Below are 23,683 nucleotides of genomic sequence, written 5' to 3' on the forward strand. Positions count from 1 at the left end.
CCCGGCCCGCCGCGCTCGCGGGTCAGGAGTCGAAGCCGAGGCCGAGCCGGTCCAGGGTGCGCAGCCACAGGTTGCGGCGGCCCTCGTCGCGGTCGGCGCGGGCGATCGACCACCGGGTCAGCTGGATGACGCCGGAGCGGACCGGCTCCGGCGGGAACGGCACCGGCTTCGAGCGCACCATCCGCAGCCGGGTCAGCGCCGTCGGCTCGCCGCCGAGCAGGTCCAGCATGACCTGCGCGCCGAAGCGGGTGGCGCCGACGCCGAGGCCGGTGAAGCCGGCCGCGTACGCCAGGCGCCCGCCGTGCCCGGTGCCGAAGAACGCGCAGAAGCGGGAGCAGGTGTCCACCACCCCTCCCCACGCGTGGGTGAACCGCACCCCGTCCAGCTGCGAAACGTCTCGAAGAAGTGCGTGGCCAGCCTGTCCGACGTGGCGGGCCGCTGGTCGTACGCGAGACGCACGGCGCCGCCGTTGTAGTAGACCGCGTCGTAGCCGCCCCACAGGATGCGGTCGTCGTCGGTGCGCCGGTAGTAGTGGAACTGGTTGGCGCTGTCGCCGATGCCCTGGCGGTGGGCCCACCCGATCGACGCGAGCTGGCCGGCGGTCAGGGGCTCGGTCATCAGCGCGTAGTCGTACACGGGAATGATGAACGGCCGTACGCGCCGCAGCGGCGACGGGAACGCCCCCGTGCCCAGCGCCACCTTCGCCGCGGTCACCGTGCCGTGCGGGGTGCGCAGCCGCAGCCCGCCGCCGGCCCGGTCGATCCCGGTGACCCGGGTGCCCTCGTGGAAGCGCACCCCGAGCGCCGCGCACGCCTCGGCGAGCCCCCACGCCAGGCGCACCGGGTCGAGCATCGCGGTGCCGTCGCGGTCCCAGACGCCGGCCTCGTAGGTCGCGGCGTGCACCTCGGCGCGGATCGCGTCCCGGTCGAGGAACTCGACCCGGCGTCCCAGCCGCCGCGCGGTGCCGATCCCGTCGCGCAGCCCGGCGACCTGCCACGGCGCGGTCGCCACCGACAGCTCGCCGGTGCGTTCGAAGCCGCAGTCGATGCCGTACCGCCGCAGCGTCGCCTCGATCCCGTCCAGGTTGGCCCGGCCGAGCGCCTCCAGGGTGGCGATCTCGTCCGGGAACCGCTCGACGCCGTTGGGCAGTCCGTGGGTGAGGCTGGCGGCGCAGAAGCCGCCGTTGCGCCCGGTCGCCGCCCAGCCGATCCGCCGGCCCTCCAGCACGACGACGTCGAGGCCGGGGTCGCGCTCCTTGGCCAGCAGCGCCGTCCACAGCCCGCTGAACCCGCCGCCGACCACCGCAAGGTCCGCGCTGACCGCGCCGCGCAGCGGCGGGTGCGGCTCCGGACGGTCCCGGTCCAGCCAGAACGGGGCGCTCACGGCGTCACGCAACGCGGGATGACCCATTGCCGCACTCTACGGTGCCGCCCCCGGCCCCCGGGCGTCGATACACTGTGCCGATGGCCGCGGACGACCTGCTGTTCGTCGTGCTCGACGGTGCCGGCGGCTGTCTCGTCGCCCTCGACGAGCCGCCCCTGGCCGGGCCCGTGTCCCGCACCGGGCGCGACGGCGTCATCCACCTCGTCCCCGCCGGCCGTGCGGTGCTGCGGCACGACCCGCCCGGCAACACCGGCCTGCGCCTGCTGACCGGCGCCGGGACCGTCGCCGTCGCGGGCGCGACCGTGGCCCTGTCGGCGCTGCTCACCCCCTTCGTCGGCGCCCCCGTCGGGGCGGCCGGGCTGGCGCTGTGCGGCGCCGGGTACCGCAACGGCCGCTCGGCGCTCGGCCGCCGCTGGCTGGAGCGGCACCGGGCGCTGCGACCCGCCGAGGCGGAGGTGTTCGCCGGGGCGTTCAGCGCCGCGCAGACCGTCCTGATGCTGTGGCCGCGCCTGCGTGACCTGGTCCAGGTCGCCACGCCGCGCCGGGAGCTGGCCGGGTCGCTGTGGACGCTCGCCGGGCTGCTGCACGACCGGGCCGCCCTGGGTGAGCAGCTCGCCTCGCTGGACCGGGCCGCGGCCCGCCTGCCGGCCGGCGCGGCGGCGCTGCGCACGGAGCTGGCGCAGCGGCGGGCGCTGGTCCGCGCGTCGCTGGAGGACCTCGCGGCCGCGGTCGGCGCCCGGGTGGCGGCGCTGGAGACCCTGGCCGGCGAGTGCGTCGACCTGGTCCGCGACGAGCGGGCCGTGCTCGCCGCGCTCGAGGCCATCGCGCGGGCGGACCGGTCCCTGGGGCGGGTCGCCCCGGCGGCGGTCGCCGCGCCCGACGAGACGGGCGAGCTGGCCGCGCAGACGAGGGCGATCGTCGCGGCGTACCGGGAGCTGACCGGCCTCACCCGGCGGGCCACCACCGGCGGGGAGCCGGCCGCGACCGGATGACCGGCAGGCGGGCGGTGTCCACCGGCGGGTGATCCGCCGGTCCACCGTGGACACCCCGTCCGCTTGGTGCGGGGGCGACCTTTCGGCGGCGGCGCGGACGATCACCCGTCGCCCAGCCTGCACGCTGTGGCGCCCGACGATGACTCGCCGCCGCCCGGCCCGTCCGGCGCCGGCGCTGCCCGGGCACGATCGTCAAGGAGAGCGCACCGGTCATCCGTACCCACGACCAGGGCAGCTGCTAGAGGAGCGCGGGGCGGGTGCGGCGGGCCCGGGCGACGACGGGTGGCACGAGCGCGCCGAGGACCGCGAACACGGCGCCGAGCAGCAGCCACCCCGGGACGCCCCAGCCGACGGCGAGGCTGGTCACCACGAACGGCGCCAGCATCTGGCCCAGCTGCAGGCCCATCGAGTAGGCGCCCTGGTACTGGCCGTGCGCGTCGGACGGGGCGAGGCCGAACGAGATGCCCCACCCGGCGGCCGAGTGCCACAGCTCGCCGGTGACGTGCGCGAGCGCGCCGAGCACGAGCAGCACGACCGTCACCGGCATGCTGACCTGGCCGCTGCAAGCGAACAGGGTGCAGCCGGCGAGCAGCGCCAGGCCGGCGCGCCGGGAGGCGCGGGCGGCGCCGGTCAGCGACTCGGTGCCGCGGGCGGCCCGGACCTGGAACAGCACCACCGCGGTCGTGTTGACGAGGAACACGACCGCGATCAGCCAGCGCGGGGCGTCGGTGCGGTGCGCGATCCACAGCGGGAGCGCCACCTCGAACAGTCCGAAGTGCGTCGCCATCAGGCCGTCGAGCACCACGAAGGCGAGGAACGGCCGGTCCCGCAGCGCGACCAGCCGCGGGCCGTGCGTGGGGGCGGGCGCGGCCGGCACCGGGGCGAGCCCGCGCAGCACCAGCGCGGCCGCCGCGTAGGTGGCCGCGTCGAGCAGGATCAGGGTCACGTACGCCTGCCGCGTGTCGACGGCGAGCCCGACGCCGGCGACGGCGGCCCCGGCGGCGATCCCGACGTTGGTGACGGAGCGCAGGTAGGCCCGGGTGTGCACGCGCCGGTCGGCGGGCACCGCGCCGGCGATGACGGCGCCCCTGGCGGCCCGCTGCGCCGCGTCGGCGACGGCCATCGGCACCCCGACCAGCAGGTAGGACCGGAACCCGTCGACGGTGACGAGGGCGACCGACCCGGCGGCCAGGGCGAGCAGCCCGGCGAGCAGGACCCCGCGCGGGCCGCGGCGGTCCGCGACGTACCCCATCGGCGCGCTCGACACGAGGCCCACCAGCGCGGTGACGGTGAGCGCCAGGCCGGTCTCCCGTACGCTCAGCCCGACCGAGCGGGTCAGGAACAGCGCGACCGACGTCATCGACACGCCGTTGCCGAACGTGTTGACGAGCGTGGAGACGGCGAGCAGGCGCAGGGGTCCGGGTTCGGGGAGCATGCCCGCCATTAAACAATACGTACGTACGGTTTGCTGCCCCGGTCAGGCGGCGGCGGTCACCCGCCCCGCCAGATCGGCCCGGATGCGCTCCAGGGTCGCGGCCATCGCGTGCGGCATCTTGCGGTCGCGGCCGCTGATCCGCTCGAAGGCCATGATGCCGCGCCCGGCGCTCAGCGCCATCGTCTGCACCAGCCGCGTGCCGCCGGGCACCTCGGTCAGCGCGAAGCGCCAGGTGGTGCTGTCGGGGTACCGGCCGCGCCGCAGGGTGCGGAAGGCGAACTCCACCCCGGGCTCGGCCGTGATCACCACGCACTCCCGGGTCCACCGGGCGATGCCGCTGCGACTCGACCCGCGGAACCGGGCGCCGGGCACCGCGCCGGTCGCGGCGTCGTCCCACGCGCAGCGGTAGCACTCCGGGCTCCACCGGCCCATCCGCGTGACGTCGGCGACGGCGGCGTAGACGTCGCCCGGCGGCGCGGGGATGACCACCTCGGCCCGGGCGCTCAGGGCGACGTCCCGCTCGGCCGGCGCGAGGTCGGCGTACGCGTCCTGCACCCGCCGGGCGTACCGCCCCCGGGTGGTGGCGTGGATCAGCCGCAGGAGCAGCCCGCCGGAGCGCGCCACCCGCTCGGCGAGGACCGCGTCGGCGGCCATCACCCACGGCAGGGCGAACCCCATCTTGATCGGCAGCGCCTTGCGCATCGCCTTCTCCATCGCGGCGTGCCGCTCGGGGCCGATGTGCGCCGCGACGATCGGCACGACCACGGCCTCCTCCTCGGCGAGGTGCTCGACCATGAGGTCGCGCAGCGCGACGGCGGCCTCCGCCAGCCGGCGGGCCGGCGCCTCCGCGACGCCGCCGGCGGCGAGCCGCTCCAGGGCGTCCTTGATGCGGTCCATCAGCGGGTCGAGCTCGCCGTGGTCGCCGCTGAGCGCCGCCAGCTCCGCGGTCGGGCCGACCGCCTCCCGCAGCATCGGCCACAGGAAGCCGTCCTCGCCGGTGTGGTGGTGATGGATGGTGCCGATCACGTCGGCGACGTGGTCGCGCAGCGCGGTGAGCTGGCGCGGGCCGGGCCGCCGGCGGCCGGCGGCGAGGCCCACCGCGAACTCGGCGAGCCGGTCGAGCTCGACCCGGATCGCGGCGTGCATCAACAGGTATCCGGACTGGTCTGTCATCGTGTTCGCTCCTCGATTATATTCGATGCAGCCACACTGTATTCGAGACAGCATGCATGGAGTCAATATCGTGGACACGACACAGAGCCGGGCCTACCGCTCGCCCCGGCGCCAGGCGCAGGCCGAGGCGACCCGCGCCGCGATCACCCGCGCCGCGGCCCGGCTCTTCGCCGACCGCGGCTACGCCGGCACCACGATGCAGGCGATCGCCGACGAGGCCGGGGTGGCCGTGGAATCGGTGTACAAGGCCGGCTCGAAGGCGCAGCTGCTGCGCCGTGCCCACGACGAGGCGGTCGCCGGCGACGACCGGCCGATCCCGCTGCTGGAGCGCGACGAGCTGCGCGCCGCCTTCGCCGAGGACGACCAGCGGGCGCTGATCCGCGCGTTCGCCCGCGCCATCGCCGGCCGGGCCCGCACGCTGACGCCGCTGAGCAGCGCGTTCGTGCAGGCCGCCGGCGCGGACCCGGCGATCGGTGCCACCTGGGAGGAGCTGGAGGCGCAGCGCCGCATCGACATGGGCCGGCTCGTCGAGGCCGTCGCGGCCCGCGGCCCGCTGCGCGACGGGCTGACCGTCGACCGCGGCACGACGCTGCTGTGGACGGTGCTCAACCATCAGGCCGGCTGGCTGATCACCCAGCAGCTCGGCTGGAGCGACGAGCAGGTCGCCGACTGGATCGTCGAGCTGCTCACCTGCCTGCTACTGCCGTCCGCCTGACCCGGCCGGCGCCGCCGCGGTCAGCAGCGCCCCGAAATCGGGGGCCGCCACCGGGCGGGAGAAGTGGAAGCCCTGCCCGACCGGGCAGCCCAGGCGGTGCAGCTCATGCGCCTGCTCGGGGTGTTCGATGCCCTCGGCGACCACCTCCAGGCCCAGCGCCGCGGCCAGGTCCAGGATCGCCCGGGCCAGGGCGGAGCGCTCCGCGCCCTCGGCGACCCCGTCGACGAACGGCTTCGGGATCTTCAGGATGTCGATCGGGAAGTCGTGCAGCCGGGACAGCGACGAGTAGCCGGTGCCGAAGTCGTCGACGGCGAGCTGCACGCCGAGGGCCTTGAGCTCGCCGAGCCGGTGCTGGGCGACCTCCGCGTCCTCGCGCAGCAGCGACTCGGTGATCTCCAGGGTGAGCAGGTGCGGCGGCAGGCCGGAGCGGGCCAGGGTCTGCTGCACGTACAGCACGACCGCCGGGTCCTGCACCTGCCGCGGCGACAGGTTCACGCTGATCTTGAGCCCGGGGCGCAGCGCCGCCCACTCCGCCGCCTGCCGGCACGCCGTGTCCAGCACCGCGTAGCCCAGCGGCAGGATCAGGCCGCTCTCCTCCGCGAGGGGGATGAACCGGTCCGGTGGGACGAACCCCTTCGTCGGGTGCGGCCAGCGCACGAGCGCCTCCGCGCCGACGAGCGTGCCGTCGGACAGGTCGACGAACGGCTGGTAGTACACGAGCAGGTCCTGCCGCTCGACGGCGCCGCGCAGCTCGTCGGCGAGGTCGAGCTTCTCCAGCAGGCCCGAGTGCATGCTGGGGGCGAAGTACGCGTACCGGTTGCGCCCCTGCCGCTTCGCCATGTGCATCGCGACGTCGGCGTTGGCCAGCAGCTCGTCGGCGTCCGGCGGGCGGTCGGGGTCGGGCAGGGCGATGCCGACGCTCGCCTGCGGCTGGATCTCCCGGCCGCCGATCGACAGCGGCTGGCGCAGCGTCGCCAGGACCCGCTCGGCGACCCGGGCGGCCTCGGCGGCGTCGTCGAGGTGCTCCAGCAGCATCGCGAACTCGTCGCCGCCGAGCCGGGCGGCGGTGTCGGCGGAGCGCAGGCAGGTCCGCAGGCGATCGGCGGTGGCCCGCAGCAGCCCGTCGCCGACGGAGCGGCCCAGCGAGTCGTTGATGGTCTTGAAGTCGTCGAGGTCCACGACGAGCACGGCGATGTGCCGGTACGGGTTGCCGCGCCGCTCCAGCGCGTGGTGCACCCGGTCGGCCAGCAGCGCCCGGTTCGCCAGGCCGGTCAGCTCGTCGTGGAACGCGCGGTGGGTGAGCTGCTCCTCCAGCGTCTTGCGTTCGGTGATGTCGCGGGTGGTGAGCAGGTAACCGCTGATGTCCGCGTCGTCGACGACCCGGCCCGCCGTCTCGGTGATGATGTACTGGCCGTTGACGTGCCGCAGCCGGCACTCCAGCGGCACGATCCGGCCGGTCTGCGCGGCCTCCTCCTCGGCGTCGCTGAGCAGCACCATCACCCGGCCCCGGTCGTCGGGGTGCACCAGGTCGAGCAGGGACGTGCCGAGCAGCGCCTCCGGGTGGTGCCCGAGCAGCGACGTCACCGACGGCGTCACGTACTGCAGCGAACCGTCCCGCCCGCAGATCGACAGCACGTCGGTGACCTGCTCGGTCAGGCGCTGGAAGCGGCCCTCGGCACGCTGCCGCTGCACCTCCCGCAGGACCGCCATCAGGTCCGCCATGCGGATCAGGACCAGGACGAACAGCACGGCCGACGCGGCGAGGAACACCGCGAGCTCGCCGCGCTGCGTCGAGCGCACCGTGATGACGGCCGGGATCAGCAGCGCCGCCACGGCGAGCAGCACCGCGAACCGCCCGCTGCTCAGCCGCGCCGGCCCGGCCGGCACCGGCAGCGTGAGCCGGCGCATGTCCGGGTGCAGCGCGGCGCAGCCGATCCCCAGGTAGAACAGGATCCAGCCGACGTCGACCCACGAGCCGGCCCGGAACTGCCCGTGCAGCGACTGCCACGTGTAGATCCCGTCGGTGACCAGCAGCGCGAGCAGGCTCGCCAGCAGCAGCCGGAACGAGGTGCTGCGGGCCGTCCGGCCGGTGCCGAGCCGGACCAGCACGGCCAGCACGAGCACGTCACCGAGCGGGTACGCGACCGCGGTGAGCCGCTCCAGCACCGGCCCGGCCGCGCCGAGGAACGGCCGGATCAGGAACACCCAGGTCAGCAGGGCCGCCCCGACCGTGATGATCGACGCGTCCAGCAGCGCCGCCCGGTCCCCGCCCGGGCTGCGCCGGCGCACCAGGATCGTCAGGGTCGCCGCGAGCAGCGGGTACAGCGCCAGGTAGAACACGTCGGCGACAGACGACCCCGTCGAGCGCTGGTTGTCCACCAGCTGCGGCCAGTAGAACAGCGCCTCGCCGACGGTGTACGACGTCAGGCCCGCGGCGGTCAGCAGCCACGGCAGCGGCCCCACCGGCCGGTGCCGGGCCACGCCGACCACGACCGCGACCACCGCCGAGGACGCGATCGCGGTCCACACGACCGTCCGCACCGGCGAATCGGGCGTGAGGTAGTACACCGCACTGAGCGTCACAGCGATGCAGACATACGCCCGGACCAGCACGGACACCCCCTCTCCCAAAGCTCAGATCGGCCGGGGGCGGGCCGGGTTTACGAAGTCGCACCAACGCGGCAACCCGAGGTGCCGCGCGGCCCGTCCCACTGGGGTGAAGACGTCCGACGAAGCAGAGTTCCGCGACTACGCCGGACCCCGGATGGCGGGCTGGCGACGCACCGCGTTCCTGCTGTGCCGGGACTGGCACCTCGCCGACGACCTCGTGGCGACGGTCCTGGACAAGTTGTACCGGCAGTGGCACCGCCGGGACGCGATCCGCAGCCTCGACGCGTACGTCGGCGGCATGCTGGCCCGCGCCGCCGTCGACGAGCACCGCCGGCCGTGGCGGCGCGAGCACCTGGACGACGACGATGACGCCCCGGTGCCCACGGCGCCCGGCGCCGCCGACGCCACCGTCGAGCGGCTGACCCTCGACTCGTACCTGGCCCAGCTCGGCCCGCGCCGCCGGGCGGTGCTCGTGCTGCGGTACTACTGCGACTTCTCCGTCGAGGAGACCGCCGAGATCCTCGGCGTGTCGATCGGCACCGTCAAGAGCCAGACCGCCCGCGGCCTGGAGACCCTGCGCGCGCTCGCCGCGCCGCCCACCGAGACCGTCAGGCAGGCATGATGAGCCACCAGCAGCTGTTCGAACCCGTCCTCGCCGATGAGCCGCCCGCCCGCGACACCCTCGACGGCCTGGTGCGCCGGTCCCGGCGCCGCGTCCGGCACCGCCGGCTCGCCACGGCCGGCGTGGGCCTGGTCGCCGCCGGGGTCGTGGTCGTGCTGGCGCTGCCGGGTGCGGCACCGCCGGCGATGACCGGCGCACCGCCGACCACCGGGCCGGCGACCGCACCGCCTACCGGCACGACGAGCATCCCGCTGATCGATCCGTCCATCGGGCCGTCGACGCCGGCCCGGCCCGCGTCGGTGCTGCTCGGCGAGGACCTGACCGAGCCCAACGACGTCGCGCCGGGCCGGCTCACCGACGCCTTCACCGCCGTGCTCAAGCAGGTCGCGCCGCAGGCCTGGCACGACGCGCTGATCATCAAGCGGCAGGTGACGTCGTCGACCTGGAACGCCGACCTGGACTCCCCGCGGGCCACGATCGGCTACGACATCCAGGCCGAGATCCACGTCGACGGGGTGGCCGGCACCCTGGTCGTGACCCTCAAGCGCCGTGCCGTGGACGCCGGCTGCGCCGCCGCGTTCCCGCCCGACGTCTCCCCCGCGGTGCTGCGCGCGCAGTGCGCCGGCCCCGCCCGGCCGGGGACGACGCAGACGGTCCGCGACGAGGAGCCCGGCATGGTCCGGCACGTGGCGTGGCGGGACCGGACCGACGGCAGCGGCGTCGGCGCGTCGCTGGACAACCGGCCCGCCCTGGACGGCGCGGCGCCGCCGCTGACCCTCGACCAGGTCGCCGCGATCGCCGCCGACCCCCGGCTGACGCTGTACCCCTGACCGTTCGGGCGCTCAGATGGTGAAACCGCCGTCGACGTTGACGGTGGCGCCGGTGATGTACCTGGCGTCCGGCCCCGCCAGGAACGCGACCGCCCCGGCCACGTCCGCCGGCGCCGCGTAGTGCCCGAGCGCGGTGAACCCGGTGACGGTGGCCGCGTTCGGGCCGTCGGCGGGGTTCAGGTCGGTGTCGGTGGCCCCGGGATGCACCAGGTTGACCGTGATGGCGCGCGGACCCAGCTCCCGCCCGAGCGACTTCGTCAGCCCGATCAGGGCGGTCTTGCTCATCGAGTACAGCGAGAACCCGGCGAACACCACCCGCTCCGCGGCATTGCTGCCGACATTGATGATGCTCCCCCCGGCGCTCATGTGCCGCACCGCGGCCTGGCTGGCCACGAACGGGGCACGCACGTTCACCGCGACGGTCTGCTCGAACTCGGCCAGGCTCAGGTCCTGCAACGCCCCGAGCAGGAACGCCCCGGCGTTGTTGACCAGGATGTCGAGCCGCCCGAGCTCGGCGGCGGCCCGGTCGACGGCGCCGGCCACGGCGGCCGGGTCGGCGCTGTCGGCCTGCACGGCGAGGACCCGCCTGCCGGCCGCCGTCACCGCGCCGGCCACCTCCGCCGCGCGCTGCCGGTCCTGCTGGAACGTGAACGCCACGTCGGCGCCGTGCGCCGCCAGCCGGCGCACCACCGCGGCGCCGATCCCCCGGCCGCCGCCGGTCACCAGCGCCACCTTGCCCTCCAACGGGCGCGTGATCATGTCTGTCGTCATGCGTCCCAGCCTCGCCTGCCAGGCGTTGTCCCGTCTGGCGGCGATCGGACACGGCACTGGCCACCCGGACCTTCCCAACCCGTCCAAAGTCAAAGCCGCATCCCGGACCACCTTTCCACGACGATGCGCCGGGGATCCGGGGACTGCCGTCATGCTCGCAGGCATCCTGTGACAGCCGAACAAACTTGGCCGGACGACCCGGCAGCCGCCACGGCGAGATCACCAACCAGCGCGGTCAGCTGCCGGGTCCGCCGCGCCCACCGGGTCGTCAGTTCGGGCACCTGTTCCCGGAATGTCTGCTGCGGGCAGTCCACGGTCAGACACCGCAGCCGCCGGACCCGTACCTCGACCACGACGCCACGCCCTGCGACCGGCAGTGCGGCAAACCGCCGGCGGTGATAGGCATGCACACGCCCAGTCGACTCGGCGCATGTCGGGCACCCCACCTGCGTCGGCTGCGTCCTCGCCAGCATCCTCACAACCAGCCCTGATCGACCGCCTCATCGATGGGCAGCGAAAACAGTTCCGGAAGCGACGTCCTGACCCAGGCAAGATCGCACCACCGTCAGTCTTCCGCCCAGCCATCGACCGGAATCGACCAGGGCACCACCGTTCATGCGCCAGAGCCGAAGTGCCGGTGCGCCCGAGATCAGATGGACCGTGATGGCAGCATCCAGTGGGCGCCGGTCGACCAGCCGAGCAGCCGCCGGCGGTCCGGAGCTGCCGTGCCGTCCGGGGGGAACGTCCCGCCCGAGACCACGTGCTCGAGGCCGCCGATCGCCGGCTGCAGCCGCACCTGCACGTGGAACGGCAGAGCGTCGGCGTCGCTGCGTACCGTCCGGACGAAATCGGCGGGATCGGCTCCGGGCATCGACAGGTAGAACACGAGGTGGCGCCAGGCGTACGCGATGTCCTTGACGACCCGCAACGGATGCGGACTGGCCGGCATCTGCGCGGCGAGGGTCTTTACCTTCACGAACGCCCGCCACGCCAGCGTCGCCCAGTCGCCGGCCGGTCGGACCCCGGCCGGCCCGACGAGGGTGGCGAGGTTGTGGGTGGTGAGGATCTGTGCCTGCTCGATCACCGTGCCGTTGGCGGCGACCGAGCTCGAACCGGTCGATCCGCTCGCCCGCGCCCGCGTGCCGCACAGCGCGTCGAACGTCGGTGACGTCCGGGTCCCGTACCTGCCGTTGTGGACGTCGTCGACAGCCATGAGGGCGGCGTAGTCGATGCCGTAATAGCGCTCGTACAGGCTGCCTGCGAGCAGACCGCCGGCGATCTGCGCGGCGGCGAGGTACTTGCCGGAGAACGTCCCCATGAAGATGTCGGCTGCCAGTTCCTCGACCCAGGGCAGCCGCAGACCGGATTCAGCCGCGAGGGCGTTGAGTTCGCGGACCAGCGGGTTCGGCAGTACAGTCGCCGGAAACGCGTCCAGGGTGAGCTCGCCGAGACGGCGCAGGGCCCCGGCCGCGGCGCCGCGCGTGTCGGCGTCGGCGTGCCGGTGGGCCCGCACCGCCCGCACCCACGGCAGTTCCTCCAGCCGCACCTGGTGTTCGAGGTTGAGCAGCAGCAGCGACCGGCGGTTGCGGAAAGCGCGGTAGGTAGCCGTCATCAGCTGCCGCAGCGCCGGGTCACGGTATGCGGCAGCGGTGCTCGCCGCCGCCAGCTGCGGCACGAGCGTGGCCAGGACCTCGGCCGACGGCACGACTCCGGCGTCGAGGAGCTGCTCGACAGTGCCGGCGGTGGCGCGACGCACGGCGGTGCCGAACGCGTCGGGGACCACTGTCCCGACCGGAATCGCGGCATCGGGTGCCTCGCCGGCCTCGACCGGCCGCAGGACGGCGTCGACGTCGCGGACCCCGACGTACTGCGGCAGGGCGGCCAGTCGGGCGACGACGACCCGGGCGATCGCGTGGTGGGTCGGCACGGCGCCGATCGCAGCCTGCTCGGCGCGCAGCGCGGTGTGCGCCGGCGAGCCGGGCGCACCACGGCGGCGCACCATGCTGTCGACCGCGTGCTGCAGCAGTCCCCGGGTGCGCGGGGTGAGACCGTGCCCGGTGAGGTGCTCGGCGAGGGCGTTGCGCAGAATGGCGAGGTTCTGCTTGCGGTTGCGGTGCTTCGTGCAGTGCCGGTGCCGGTCGGCGAGCGCGGTGTAACGCGCCAGCAGCGTGCGGGAACGGGCCGTCCAGGCATCGTCGGCCAGCTTGTCGGCCCGCTCGGCGACCCGGCCGTCGACCACGGTGGCGAGCCAGTGGGTGAGCAGCTCGTCGGCGAACGGGTTCCAGACCGTGAGCGCCTCGCGCATCGCCTCGATCCGCGGGTTGGGACGGCGGGCGGCAAGCTCCTGCCGGACCTCGCCCGCGGTGTGCCGCCACACGATCGACGGGTCGGCCGGCGCGGAGTCCACCGGTTGCGGCGCGAACCGCAGCCGGCCGGCGAACGGTGCGATCTGTTCCACGACGTCCGACGCGGCCTCGCCGTCACCGGCCCGGACCAGCCACGCGACGGTGAGCAGCGCCGCCTCCTCCGGCAGGTCCACCCGGTACGCGCCGGTATCCAGCAGCGTCCACAGCTCGGTCAGCCCGTGCGTGCTCACGTGGTGGCGGAACAACGCCGCTCGGTCGGTGGCCACCCGCATCCTCGTCGCGAGTGCCTGCTCGTGCGGCAGCAACGGGCCCTCGGCGGCCGCCGACCCGGTCGCGAAGCCACCCCGGACGACACCGGGCGTGACCCACGCCGGCAGGTCCTTGACCGGTGCGCGGGACCCGATCGTCAGCTTCCCGTCCACGACGCCGCGCAGCACGGCGCCCCACCGCTCCATGCGGCGGTCGGCGCGGCGGCGCGTGTCAGCGTCCTCGTGCGCCGTCGCGGTGACGAGCGCCCGCGCCAGCTGGTCCACGGCGTAGCCGAGGTTGACTCCGGTCGGTGCACCCGACTGGGAGGTGGACGGGTCCGGCGTGGGGTCGGTGTTCGCGGCCATGCCAGCGTGGCGGGCCTCGCACCCGCACCCACCGGGGCTCAAGCCCGGCGCTCTGTCTCGTTGAGCTACACGCTGTCGTCGTGCGTCGCCGACGTGGCGGGAGTCGCACCCGCGCCCACCGGGTTACGAGCCGGCGCTCTCCTGACTGAGCTACACGTCGCTGCCGACATGGCGGGAGTCGCACCCGCACCCTCCGGGTCCCTAGCCCGGCGCTCTGCTGATTGAGCTTCATGTCGAGGCCGACGCGGCGGGACCTGCACCCGCGCCCTCCGGGTTGACAGCCCGGTGCTCTGCTGCCGAGCTCCACGTCGTCGCGACCCCGACCATACAAGCCTGGTGCTCTCCCGGTCGTCCCGTTTTCGCCCGCGTACCGCTCAGCGGCAGGGTGTGCCCGGTCAGCGACGCCCTTCGAGCCACATCACGTCGTGTCCACGTCGCCGCAGACGTCCCACATCGAGGTGAACGCCGCCACCGCGTCACGCACCGCCCGTGTCCTACGACCTCGCTTACGAGATGTGAGCCCAGAGCCAGCATGCAGTGTCCGCTGACACCATTGTTGCCGACGCGGTTGCAGGCACTCGCTCATCGGCTTCTTATCTACTGGCGGTACGACCGCAGCCCGGCCAGGCTTCTGTCTACACCAGAAGCCCAGTTATGTGCTCGTCTATGCAAGAAAGCTCCAGTGTGTGCTGGGGGACGGTCCAGGAAGCCGCCGCTTCGAGCTGTTCGCGAAGGATTGCAGGGCTACCAGCCGCCAGCTGATGGCACCCTCCTCGAGGATCGCCCAAATCTGTGCCAGGGCCATTTACGTTTCCGCTAGCCGAGCTGCCGAGCGGCGACAGCTCAGGCAGGGACCGGCCGCAAACGTCGCAACGGCCGGTCAGCCGGCCGCGCTGATCGGTCGAGAGACCCCGTCGAGACCTCCGCCTCGACGTCGTCGCGGGAGAAGCTCCCTCCCACGACGACATGGCATAGGCAGCAGTGGCGGGGAACTCCGAGGAAGCGCGGAGATCGGTGCCGAAGGCGCATGGAACGCCCGGCAGTTCTGTCAACAACCTGCAGCGCGTCTACAGGCGACGTTCCCGGTCTGGTCTGACGCCGGCCGGGTCGCGAAGCGACAGCACGTTGGGTGCTTCCACGTTCCACCTGCCGGGCTGCCCCGGAGGCAGCACCGCTGCGACGACATCAAACACCCGTTCCGCCGCCGCCTGGTCGTACGTCTCCAACGAGTCCGTCGCGCGGCACCAGTAGCCGCCAGACACCAGACGCTCCACCTCGACGAACGCACCACTGTCCCGCAGCGCATCGACACCGCCGAGTCGACCGCCGATCTCCTCCGCAAGGATGGTCACCCACCCGTAGCCGCGCAGCGCCCGACGTGCGTTCGGCAGCGTCTCCCATGGCCAGGAGCTCATCGCCTTCTCATACACAGACTGTCCCGTGCCGGTACCCCAGACGAACTCGCCGTGCACCGGATCACTCTGCTCTGCCGCAGCCCGCAGCAGTTCCAGTAGCGCCGCTCGTTGCTGCTGCGGTGCGAGCATGTCGTACGAACCGTTCGCCGACAGCACCAGCCAGCTGCCGCCGCCGCTGTCGACGCGTTTGACGGCGAGGTTCAGCCACGCCCCACCCATCGAATCGCCGTCGCTGGCGTTCGCTGCGCACTCCACCGACGACAGCACCGGAACACGACCGAGCTCCAACAGCACCTGCTCCCACGCCTCTTGCGAGTACGGCAGGTAGCCGTCAGGCTCGCCATCCGGCCTCGGGGGTTCCTGGCGCAGCTTGCTCAGCACCATGACGCTGACCGCACCCGGCCCACCGCGCATGACCCGCGCCATGACGTCCAGGTCCGCTGGAGCCGATCGCAGCGCCGCATCGTGGAAGTGGCCGCCGAGACGGGTGAACCCCTCCTCAAGCCACCGCCGCGCGGTGGTCAACGCCCTGGCGTAGCTTTCGTCAACGGACACGCACAACTGCGCCTGCAGCGATGTACGCCATCCCCCCAAATCCTCTCGCCCGCTCAGGCTCGACACCGTCGAATTATCCAACAGGAACTCCAGTCCTCTTGACCCAAACGCTCCTGACGGCGATACGCCGTAGCGGCGGCGCAAGCGGACATTTTCAAATGACCGTTGACACCAGTTCCGCCGCATCAGCGGTCGCTGCCGGACAGGGCACGCACCGAACGCGCGCGGCGGCGGCAGCAGCAGCAGGAGCGCGACGATCCGCGTCGTACACCGACGACGCCGGCCGGCCGGGCGGCTGGGCTGGGGACAGATTTCACCGCGGTGTGCGATAACGGCCCTTATGGCGCGCTGTGCTCCATCAGGGACCCTGTGGGACCAACACAGGCACATCACCCACCACACCGAGTGGTAGCGCTTGGCCGGTCGGTCCGCTTGCATGCGTTCACGGGACAGCAGCATCCATCAGTTCCCGCCGCTCTCCGCTTCCTGGCCGTGTGGCCACACTGCTAGCCCGCGACCTCAACTGCCGACGCCGCCAAGCCGTCGACGCCTTCGCCCACGAAACGGAACCCGCTGGAGTGTCAGAAGTGAATGTCCTGTTCGCACCAGAACCAAAGTTCCAGGGCCGCCAGCCGGCGCAGCGTGCTGACGCGGAACTGGACCTGCGGCACGCTCAGCTGGTCGTAGATGATGACGGAGATGTAGATCCCGGCGCTGAGCCCCAAGGCCCGGCGGGCTTGCGCCATGCCGTCAGCGTATGGCTCGACGATATCCAGCAGCTCGCGCACGAGCGCCTCGGTGTGCGTCGTGTCCCGCTGCGCCACATCGATGCGCCAGCTCGAGCCTGCCGCAAGCGGCCTGCCGTCCGCACCCAGCGACTCGCCGCGGCGCCGCTTCCAGCTCGGTTCCAGGCCGATCAGCCGCGTCACCTCGTCCGGGTCGAAGCCGCTGTTGCCGTCGTGCTCGCCCTCCAGCCGCAGGTGCCCACCCTGGATGCACCGCGGCATCGGCTCATCGTCATCCATTCAGACCTCCCGCACCAGCGTCTCTAGTTCTGCCGTCACGGAGCACCGCCAGCTCGGCCGGTGATCCTACCGAACTCACTGCCAGGGCTCTTGGGCCCTAGCCGTCCAGGATTTCCGCTCATAAGTTCCATGACTTCTGCAGGGGTTCCCACAACCGGATTGCCGGCAGCGCCCACCTTGTACTGAAGACCGCCCGCTTTAAAGTCGAGATATGGTCCCTGATGCAGTGGATCGGGTGTCAGAGTATTCGGGTTGAGCGTCTGCGGTGCTCCTCGGGGCATGAACCGAATCCTGCCCCAGTTCGATTTGCCTGGGTATTCGGCGTACCATCCGTCACCGCTTGGAAGCGGCTTCACGACCCACCCCCGGGGAAGCGCTTGCCTGATCTCCTCCTCTGTGGCGCCCACCATCGTTTTGGGTTTGGTGATGTCCCGCACCTGCATGGTGCCGGCGGGTTTGCCTTCGGCACTATTGAGGACGATACTGGCGTCCTGCGCTTCACCAATGGTTGTGGCCTGGGTAAAATTCTCCTGCGGCTCGCCGGAAATGTTTGGGATGAAGTACGCCGCCATCTCGCCCCTGCAGGCGTCGGGATCACCAGCGCAGATGTAGTACCAGATGTTCCATTCCGGGGCGCCAGGGTTCTGCGCCGAGTACTTGGTCCAGTCGTCTTCGAGTCGCCGCCGCATCGGATCATCAGAAGCGATCTTGACGTGTGTACTGATGGCGACATACGAGGCGTCACCGCTTCCGTCACGCTCGTCGACGTTGTGGGAATCTCCGGGTCCCCCGCCGCCCTCGCCGCGCCGAGTTCTCGGCGAAGGCCCGGGAGGGCAGTACTCCTTCGCCTGTCCACAGGGACCGTATTTGCCGATGTCGGTGGCCAGGCCACTCGGGTCGCTGTGGCTGATCGGGCTATGCCCGGCATAGGCGTAGGCATTTAAGGTTCCTGGACGACCGAGTGCGACGAGCGGGTCGGCGCTGATGAACGAACCGAGGTTGGGATCGTATTCACGTGCCCCGACATCAAGGAGCCCGGTTGAGGTATTGGTCTGTTTGTTGAGGAAGCCACGGTCGGTAGGCCAGGTGCCCTGGGTCGCGCGGTCCGCGCCATAGGGGGTGTACCACCGACGTTGGACGGTGCCGGTGGTGGCGTCGACGGTGAGGTTGGCGCTGGCTTGGTGGTCGGTGGCGACCCAGTGACAGCCGCTGCTTGTGCGTACGGCGACGGTGGCGCCGGCATGGGCGTAGTAGCGCGTGGCGGTGACGGTGCTGCCGACGGCTTTGTATTCCTGGCCGGCGGCGTACAGGGTGGTGCCTATGGGGTCCTTGCGGATGAGCAGCCCGCCGCTGGCGTTGTACAGGTGGGTGGTCTGCTGGTCTCCGCCAGTGGTGTGGACGGTGGCACCGGCGAATTGGTTCTCGGTGTTGAAGGTGAAGTCCGTGACGACGCCGTTGATGGTGCGTTGTTGGGTATTGCCGGCGTTGTCGTAGGTCATGGTGTCGGTGCGGCTGATCGCACCGGTGTAGGCGACCGAGGTCGCGGCGTGGACGCGCCCGGCTGTCGGGCCTGCAGCCGGGTAGGTGAACGTGCGGGTCGTTGTTGCGGTGACGCTGGTGCGGTGGATGTCCGTGACGCGGCGGCCGCTGGTGTCGAACGTGTATGTGTCCCAGTACGGGTACTTGCCCGAGTTGGCGATGCCGGCGTCGGTGGGATTGGCGGCACAGCCGCCAACGACGGTCCAGGCCTCTGTGAGCCGGTGCTGACCGTCATATCGGTAGCACTGGGCCTGGTTGTCGGTGCCGTCAAGGATGCGGGTGATGTCGCCGCCGAGAGTGTAGGTGTAGGTGTCGTTTTGGACGGTGATGAACTGGCCCGGCTGGGCCTGGTTCGGCAGTTTCGAGGTGATGTTGGCGAGCCGGCCAGTGTCCGGTTCATACGTGTAGTTGCGGGTGAGTTGGGCGATGCCGGCCGTGCCGTAGACGCGTTGGGTGAGTTCGGCGTACTCGCTGTAGGTGGTCGCGGTGACGTATGGGTCGATGCCTGCTGCGGTACTCGGCAGGCCCAAATCGGTGTAGGCGTAGTTGACGGTCTCGGCTGGCAATCCGTGGTTGTTCGGATATCCGATGGCAATCAGGTCGCCGAACTCGCTGTAGCCGTAGGTGGTCTGGTAGCTGCCGGCGAGGGCGCCTTGGGTCATCGGGATGGTGGTGGTCGTACCGGTGGGCTGGTAGCGGGTGGTGTAACCGTCGACACTGTCGATGTATTGGTCGTTGCCGACCCAGCGGGTAGCTGCGTCGAGCAGTCCTTTGGCTTTGGTGTCGTAGGTGAAGGTGGCGAGTTTGGTGCCGGTGGTGATCTCACCGGCCCACCGTGCCGTTTCGCGGCCGAGGCTGTCGTATTCGTGGGAGACTTTTTGGCCGCGGCCGTCGATGGTCCACGTGATCTGCCCGGTGGCGTCGTACTTGGTGGAGGTGCTGCCCGTGTCCGGGTCGGTTCCGGTTGTCTGCTGGCCGAGCAGGTTGTAGCCGCGGGTGATCTGATTGCCGGCGGCGTCGATGACGGTGGTGAGCTGCCCAAGTGGGCTGTAGTCGTAGGTCGTGGTCTCCGGGGTGCCGCTAATGATGTTGGTCGGGTAGACCTTCAGTGCGGTGACCCGCTTCCGGGCGTCCAGAAGGGTGACGGTCGCGCCACGATCTGGGTCCGGTGGTGTGGTGATGACCTGGTTGCCGTCGTATTCGTTGGTGGTCTTCGAGCGGAATGTGTTCGCCGCCCAGTTGGCGACGACTGTGGTGCGGCCGAGCGCGTCGTAGGTGGTGCGCTGCTGGCGTTGGACGTCGATGTCTTGGAACCCTGCGAGGGTGCTGCTGGCTGTCGAGGCGTTCCAGATGATGCTGCTCTTCGCCTGCATGCCTCGTGCGTCGTATTGCGTGTCGGTGATGACGCGTCCGCCCGATGCACCAGCCGACGGTTTCTGAGTCTGGCGAGCGCGGACGTAACCGTCGTAGACCGTAAAGGACTCGATCTGGTTGCCGTTGGGTCCGAGGGTTTTGGTGGAGACCCAGGTCGGTTCGCTGTTGACGACGGTCCGGTCGTAGATGTGGTACGTGTACTGGATGTCCGGCAGCGGATTGGGTGGCGGGGCGGACGGGGTGAAGGTGATGGCCTTGTCGTTGGCGAGCAGCGTCTGGTGGTAGGCGTACTGGGTGGCGGTGGTGCCGGTGGCATTTTCGACGCCGATGGTGGCGGCGTTGCCGCGGTCCATGTCGTTGTCGATGCCGCCGTAGTTGAAGGTGATCTTGCCGTCGTTCTCGTTGAGGGTGACGGTGAAGGAGACTCGGGTGCTGCGCCCGTACAGGTAGGCCTGGTACCACTCGACGGTGAACTGCCGGTTCGGTGCGGTGCCGGTGGTGCGGGTGTAGACGTATGAGTTGGCGACGAGGTCCAGGTCGTCCCAGAACGGGTACAGGGCGGCGTTCGGTGCGGCGGTGTTCGGCAGGGTGGTGGGTGCGGAGTCCGCGGCTTGCCCGGTGAAGGACATCAGGCCGTTGCTGGACAGGTATGCGCTGCTGTAGCTGGTGCCGTAGAAGGTGAACGGGAACGGCAGGCTGATCTGGGTGTGGTTCTCGTCGCCGCTCAGCGCGACGGTGGTGGAGCCGGGTCCGTCGATGTCGGCGAACGGCACGGTCGATGTGGTCGTGGTGTATCCGGTGGCGGGTCCGCTGCTGTTGCGTGGTTGGTAGACCTTCGTGAGCCGGCCGAGCGCGTCGTACTGGGTGGTGGTGACGCGGTCGTTCGGGTCCTTGACGGCGAGGGTCTGGCCGCGGGTGCGGCTCAACGTGGTGGTCGTCTGGTGCAGCTTCGGGTTGGTGGTGGTGACCGTGACCGGGGCGCTGCCGGACGGAGGGTCGTACGCGATGGTGGTTTTGCGGTCCAGCGCGTCGAAGGACTCCAGGATGCGGCCGTAGGTGGTGTCGTAGGTGGTGGAGCTGCTCTTCTGCCAGGTCAGGGTGGTGCCGGAGACGTCCGCGAGGACGTTGGTGCGGGTGGCGAGGCCGCGGGTCGGGGTCGCTCCGACGGCGAGGGTGTCGTACTGCGTCTGCGTGCCGGACAGGTAGTGGCTGCCCGACGGTGACGGTTCGCAGTCGGTGGTGAGCGTCTGCGACGGGTACGCCACCATGAATTTGGTCGTGTCCGGGGTGGCGTAGGTGGTGGTGGTGCAGACGTTGTCGGAGGCGATGTCCTCGTCGCCCTCGTCGAAGACGAGGGTCTGCAGCCCGTAGGTGGGATCGTAGGTATAGCTGGTTTTGGTCCAGCGCCAGGTGTTGGTTGCTGCGATCAGGGTGCCGGTGCGTACTGATGCGGTGGAGACGCGTTGGGCGCTGATGGTGCCCATGACCCACGGCGCGGTCCGGGTCGCGAGCTGTTGGTGCTGTGGTGTGGTGATCTGTTTGACCTTGACGGTGGCGCCGGCCGGGGCGGTGTTGTCGATGGTGGACGTCTCGCGGGCAACGCCGCGGTAGGCGGGCCAGTCCGGCATGGCGGTGCCGAGCGAGTCGGTGATGTTGATACTGCGTGTCCCGGTGCCGGTCTTGTCGGCGTGCATGCCGCGGAAGTACAGGGTTTTCGTCGTGGACTGGGTGCCGCCGGCCGGGCCGGTGGTGGCGGTGACGGTGCTGTACCCGGCCCAGTCCGACCAGGTCCGGTGCGTGTAGTCGACGATATCGGCCTGGTCGTAGTGCCACAGAGTGCTGGTGCCGGCGTCGGCCGGCGTCGCCGAGTACGCGTAGGTGGTCACCACGTCCGGGGCGCCGCCGACGGTGTCGTCCTCGGTCACCTTGTCGGTGGTGTACTTCTGGTACATGTCCCAGCCGCCGTCGTGGTACTGGGGGAAGCACTTTCGGTAGTTTTGGTCCCATGGCAGGCCGTTGGTGTTGGCGATCGTGCACTCCGGTGCGGAGTACTCGACCTTCGTCTCACCACCGTGCCCGTTCTTGATCAGGTTGAGGCGCCAGCGGCGGTAGCGGAGGGTGCCGTTGGTGACGAGGTTCTCCAGCTGCACACCACTGAAGTGGGTGGAGGGCAGGATGATCTCGCTGGTGCTGCCGCCGCTGGTGGTGTCCCTGCCCTGGTGGATGACGTCGTCCAGCCACATCTGCGTCGGTGAACCGTCGCTGACTGCCGGGAAGGTGTGGACCAGGTCCCACCGGTCGACCTCCTGGTACTGGTCGCCGGTCCCTGTCCACACCTCGGTGGTGACGACGGCCAGCCGCCACGGCGTCCAGTACGTCGGTGACTTCTCCGCGCAGGAGGTCGCGCCGACAGCGCAGTACTGGTCCCACGGCGTGTCCGGCCAGTACTCGGGGTGACCGGCGCACTGCAGCACATCCGTCCGGTCGCATCGGACGCCGACCAGCAACTTGACCTGCATGGGCGGCTTGTTGGTGCCGCCTTCCTGCCCCTGCCGGGTGCCGTACTCGATCCGTTCCAACGCGGCGGTGATGTCATATGCGCTGGTGCTGTTGCTGTTCCAGTGCCCGTAACTGCCCTGGTACTTCTGATAGAAGTACGTCATCGAGTTCCCGCGCGGGTCCACGACGTAGTCGAGGTTCCACCGGTACACGTTGTAGCAGCCGCTTGTGGACACGTTGCCCGTCCAGCACGGCTCGCTGCTGTTTCCGCCGTGGACCAGGACCTTCTGGGTGCTGTTCTGCGGTGCGTCTCCGACGAACCGCTGATTGCGGCCGAAGAAGTACTGGGTACCGTCGAGGGTTGTGAGCTGCCAGTAGTAGTTGAAGTGGTCTCCGTTGCCCCAGCCCAGCGCGGCGGTGCTCAGCAGCTGCAGCCGGGAGCCGTCATCGGTTTCACCCTTCCACGTTCCGTCAGAGGCTTGGATCAGCCGTACAGACTTGCCGCCGAACACCATCGTGAAGATGTTGTCCGGCCCCCAGCACAGGTCTCCGACACCTGGCGCGCCGTCCTCGGCGCACGGTTTGAACGGCCGCTCGATGTAGCCAACGTTGAGGTCCCAGCCTTCGCCGATCCACGACGACTGCGGGTTCGTGAACGCCGTCTTGCCGTCCACAGACCCGGACGAGTACTGCAACGCCAAGTTGGGGGTGGGGCCGCCGAGGCTCGGCGGGACCTGCAACGGGTAGGAGTAGGTGAACTCGCCGCCCTGCGAACCGGCCGCCCACCCGTACGTCGGCGACAACGACGTCGCGTTGTAGTTGCCAGCCGGACCTGCCGCGGCTGCGGCGAGCGCATACACAGTTCCGCCGGAGGTCGCCGCTGCCGTCGTCTCGCCGGACGTGTCCGGGAACGTGGCCGTGGACTGCTTGCCGGCGCGCACCGTGCCGGGGCCGGTGTCACCTGGCTTCGGCTCGGACGTCTTCGACGTGACCGAGGATGTCAGCGCCACCGCGGTTTGCGCCACGTCTACCGCGTCCGCGGAGATTACCCGGGTCTCGGGGTCGTTGCTGGCTCCCTCGACGGGGGTCTGCACCTGGCACTGCGGAAGTTCCGGCGTGGACAGCACACACTCCGGCATCCGTACCAGCCGTAGCCGGCCGGCGTAGTCACCGCCGTACCCATCGGCGAACGCCGCGTAGTCGATGTCCAACGCCACCGTCGACGTGCCCGCCGCGCTGTCGGCCCGGGCCACGGTGAACACCACGCCCTGGACTCCGGCCTTGGCACTCACGTCCTGCCCGGCCACCTGCAGCCGCACCGAGCCCGGCGCCGCCGCGGCCGGCTGCGTGCTGCGCGCGTCGCTGGACACGGCACCACCGCGCACCAGCACCGGCAGTCCACCTGGCTTGCCCTTCCCCACGGTTGCCGACCGGCTCGCCGACCGCGCCGCACCCGACGCGCCTGTGTCGACCGGTACGACCGCCTCGCCACCGGCCGGCCACGTGGCCGCGGGCGTGAACCGTTTCGCGGTGTCGGTCTGCGACGTCGACGGCGCCTGCCTCGGCAGTTTCGTCACCGGCACCGACTTCGCGCCGGCCGGCGCCGCTGGCACCGGCCATGACGGTGGTTGCGCCGCTGCGGGCAGCACCTCCAGCGTCGTGGCCACTAAGGCGTGTTTGGTAAGTGGTTGTCGATCGCTGACCGTGTGTCGGTGTGGCGGTGATCGATAACGAGTGAGGTCTCCGGTATCTGGTGTATCGACCA

At 71.1% G+C, this 23,683-nt stretch carries 15 protein-coding genes and 4 tRNA genes; 4 read left to right on the forward strand and 15 right to left on the reverse strand.

Annotated features, from left to right (window positions below; all coding sequences use genetic code 11):
- Positions 1-22: 22 nt before the first annotated feature.
- Positions 23-229: a hypothetical protein gene (locus OP18_RS62375; protein WP_313900908.1), complete on the reverse strand. Its 207-nt coding sequence runs from the start codon at positions 227-229 to the stop codon at positions 23-25.
- On the reverse strand, positions 193-1,410 hold the full coding sequence (locus tag OP18_RS51630) for an NAD(P)/FAD-dependent oxidoreductase (RefSeq protein ID WP_313900909.1): 1,218 nt from the start codon (positions 1,408-1,410) through the stop codon (positions 193-195). The genes OP18_RS62375 and OP18_RS51630 overlap by 37 nt, the downstream gene beginning before the upstream one ends.
- 53 nt (positions 1,411-1,463) lie before the next feature.
- On the opposite strand from OP18_RS51630, the gene OP18_RS40400 reads away from it, so the two are divergent.
- Positions 1,464-2,375: a hypothetical protein gene (locus tag OP18_RS40400; protein WP_033364445.1), complete on the forward strand. Its 912-nt coding sequence runs from the start codon at positions 1,464-1,466 to the stop codon at positions 2,373-2,375.
- A 238-nt stretch (positions 2,376-2,613) separates the two neighbouring features.
- Here OP18_RS40400 and OP18_RS40405 read toward each other — a convergent pair whose 3' ends face one another.
- Together OP18_RS40405 and OP18_RS40410 are read right to left on the reverse strand one after the other, a co-directional pair.
- A complete protein-coding gene (locus OP18_RS40405; protein ID WP_081971530.1) occupies positions 2,614-3,810 on the reverse strand; it encodes an MFS transporter in 1,197 nt (398 codons plus the stop codon).
- 42 nt (positions 3,811-3,852) lie between these two features.
- Positions 3,853-4,983, reverse strand: coding sequence for an SRPBCC family protein (locus OP18_RS40410; protein WP_033364447.1), 1,131 nt, complete (start codon positions 4,981-4,983; stop codon positions 3,853-3,855).
- 70 nt (positions 4,984-5,053) lie between these two features.
- Between OP18_RS40410 and OP18_RS40415 the strand changes: the two genes are divergently transcribed.
- On the forward strand, positions 5,054-5,698 hold the full coding sequence (locus OP18_RS40415) for a TetR/AcrR family transcriptional regulator (RefSeq protein ID WP_052388053.1): 645 nt from the start codon (positions 5,054-5,056) through the stop codon (positions 5,696-5,698).
- Here OP18_RS40415 and OP18_RS40420 read toward each other — a convergent pair.
- Positions 5,681-8,317, reverse strand: a complete 2,637-nt coding sequence (locus OP18_RS40420) for a putative bifunctional diguanylate cyclase/phosphodiesterase (RefSeq protein WP_052388054.1) — start codon at positions 8,315-8,317, stop codon at positions 5,681-5,683. The genes OP18_RS40415 and OP18_RS40420 overlap by 18 nt on opposite strands.
- Positions 8,318-8,462: 145 nt before the next feature.
- Between OP18_RS40420 and OP18_RS40425 the strand changes: the two genes are divergently transcribed.
- Both OP18_RS40425 and OP18_RS40430 read left to right on the forward strand, forming a co-directional pair.
- Entirely contained in the window at positions 8,463-8,930 is a 468-nt protein-coding gene (locus OP18_RS40425; RefSeq protein ID WP_052388063.1) for a sigma-70 family RNA polymerase sigma factor, read from the forward strand.
- A complete protein-coding gene (locus tag OP18_RS40430; protein WP_033364450.1) occupies positions 8,930-9,760 on the forward strand; it encodes a hypothetical protein in 831 nt (276 codons plus the stop codon). The genes OP18_RS40425 and OP18_RS40430 overlap by 1 nt, the downstream gene beginning before the upstream one ends.
- 12 nt (positions 9,761-9,772) lie before the next feature.
- Here OP18_RS40430 and OP18_RS40435 read toward each other — a convergent pair whose 3' ends face one another.
- The 10 genes from OP18_RS40435 to OP18_RS40475 form a co-directional block, all read right to left on the reverse strand.
- Positions 9,773-10,531, reverse strand: coding sequence for an SDR family NAD(P)-dependent oxidoreductase (locus tag OP18_RS40435; protein ID WP_052388064.1), 759 nt, complete (start codon positions 10,529-10,531; stop codon positions 9,773-9,775).
- A gap of 149 nt (positions 10,532-10,680) precedes the next feature.
- A complete protein-coding gene (locus OP18_RS56045) occupies positions 10,681-11,004 on the reverse strand; it encodes a transposase family protein (protein WP_156090130.1) in 324 nt (107 codons plus the stop codon).
- Between the two features lie 176 nt (positions 11,005-11,180).
- On the reverse strand, positions 11,181-13,511 hold the full coding sequence (locus OP18_RS40440) for a hypothetical protein (protein ID WP_211273824.1): 2,331 nt from the start codon (positions 13,509-13,511) through the stop codon (positions 11,181-11,183).
- Between the two features lies 1 nt (position 13,512).
- Positions 13,513-13,586: transfer RNA gene (locus OP18_RS40445), tRNA-Ser, on the reverse strand.
- A gap of 13 nt (positions 13,587-13,599) precedes the next feature.
- Positions 13,600-13,671 (reverse strand) — tRNA-Thr (locus tag OP18_RS40450).
- 3 nt (positions 13,672-13,674) lie between these two features.
- Positions 13,675-13,747, reverse strand: a tRNA-Pro gene (locus OP18_RS40455).
- Between the two features lie 3 nt (positions 13,748-13,750).
- Positions 13,751-13,822 (reverse strand) — tRNA-Asp (locus OP18_RS40460).
- 756 nt (positions 13,823-14,578) lie between these two features.
- Positions 14,579-15,547, reverse strand: a complete 969-nt coding sequence (locus OP18_RS40465) for a hypothetical protein (protein ID WP_033364452.1) — start codon at positions 15,545-15,547, stop codon at positions 14,579-14,581.
- 515 nt (positions 15,548-16,062) lie between these two features.
- Positions 16,063-16,506: a DUF4279 domain-containing protein gene (locus tag OP18_RS40470; RefSeq protein ID WP_033364453.1), complete on the reverse strand. Its 444-nt coding sequence runs from the start codon at positions 16,504-16,506 to the stop codon at positions 16,063-16,065.
- Between the two features lie 35 nt (positions 16,507-16,541).
- Positions 16,542-23,585: an RHS repeat-associated core domain-containing protein gene (locus OP18_RS40475; RefSeq protein ID WP_033364454.1), complete on the reverse strand. Its 7,044-nt coding sequence runs from the start codon at positions 23,583-23,585 to the stop codon at positions 16,542-16,544.
- Positions 23,586-23,683 lie beyond the last annotated feature (98 nt).

It is taken from the genome of Dactylosporangium aurantiacum (assembly GCF_000716715.1).
GTDB classification, from domain to species: Bacteria; Actinomycetota; Actinomycetes; order Mycobacteriales; family Micromonosporaceae; genus Dactylosporangium; species Dactylosporangium aurantiacum.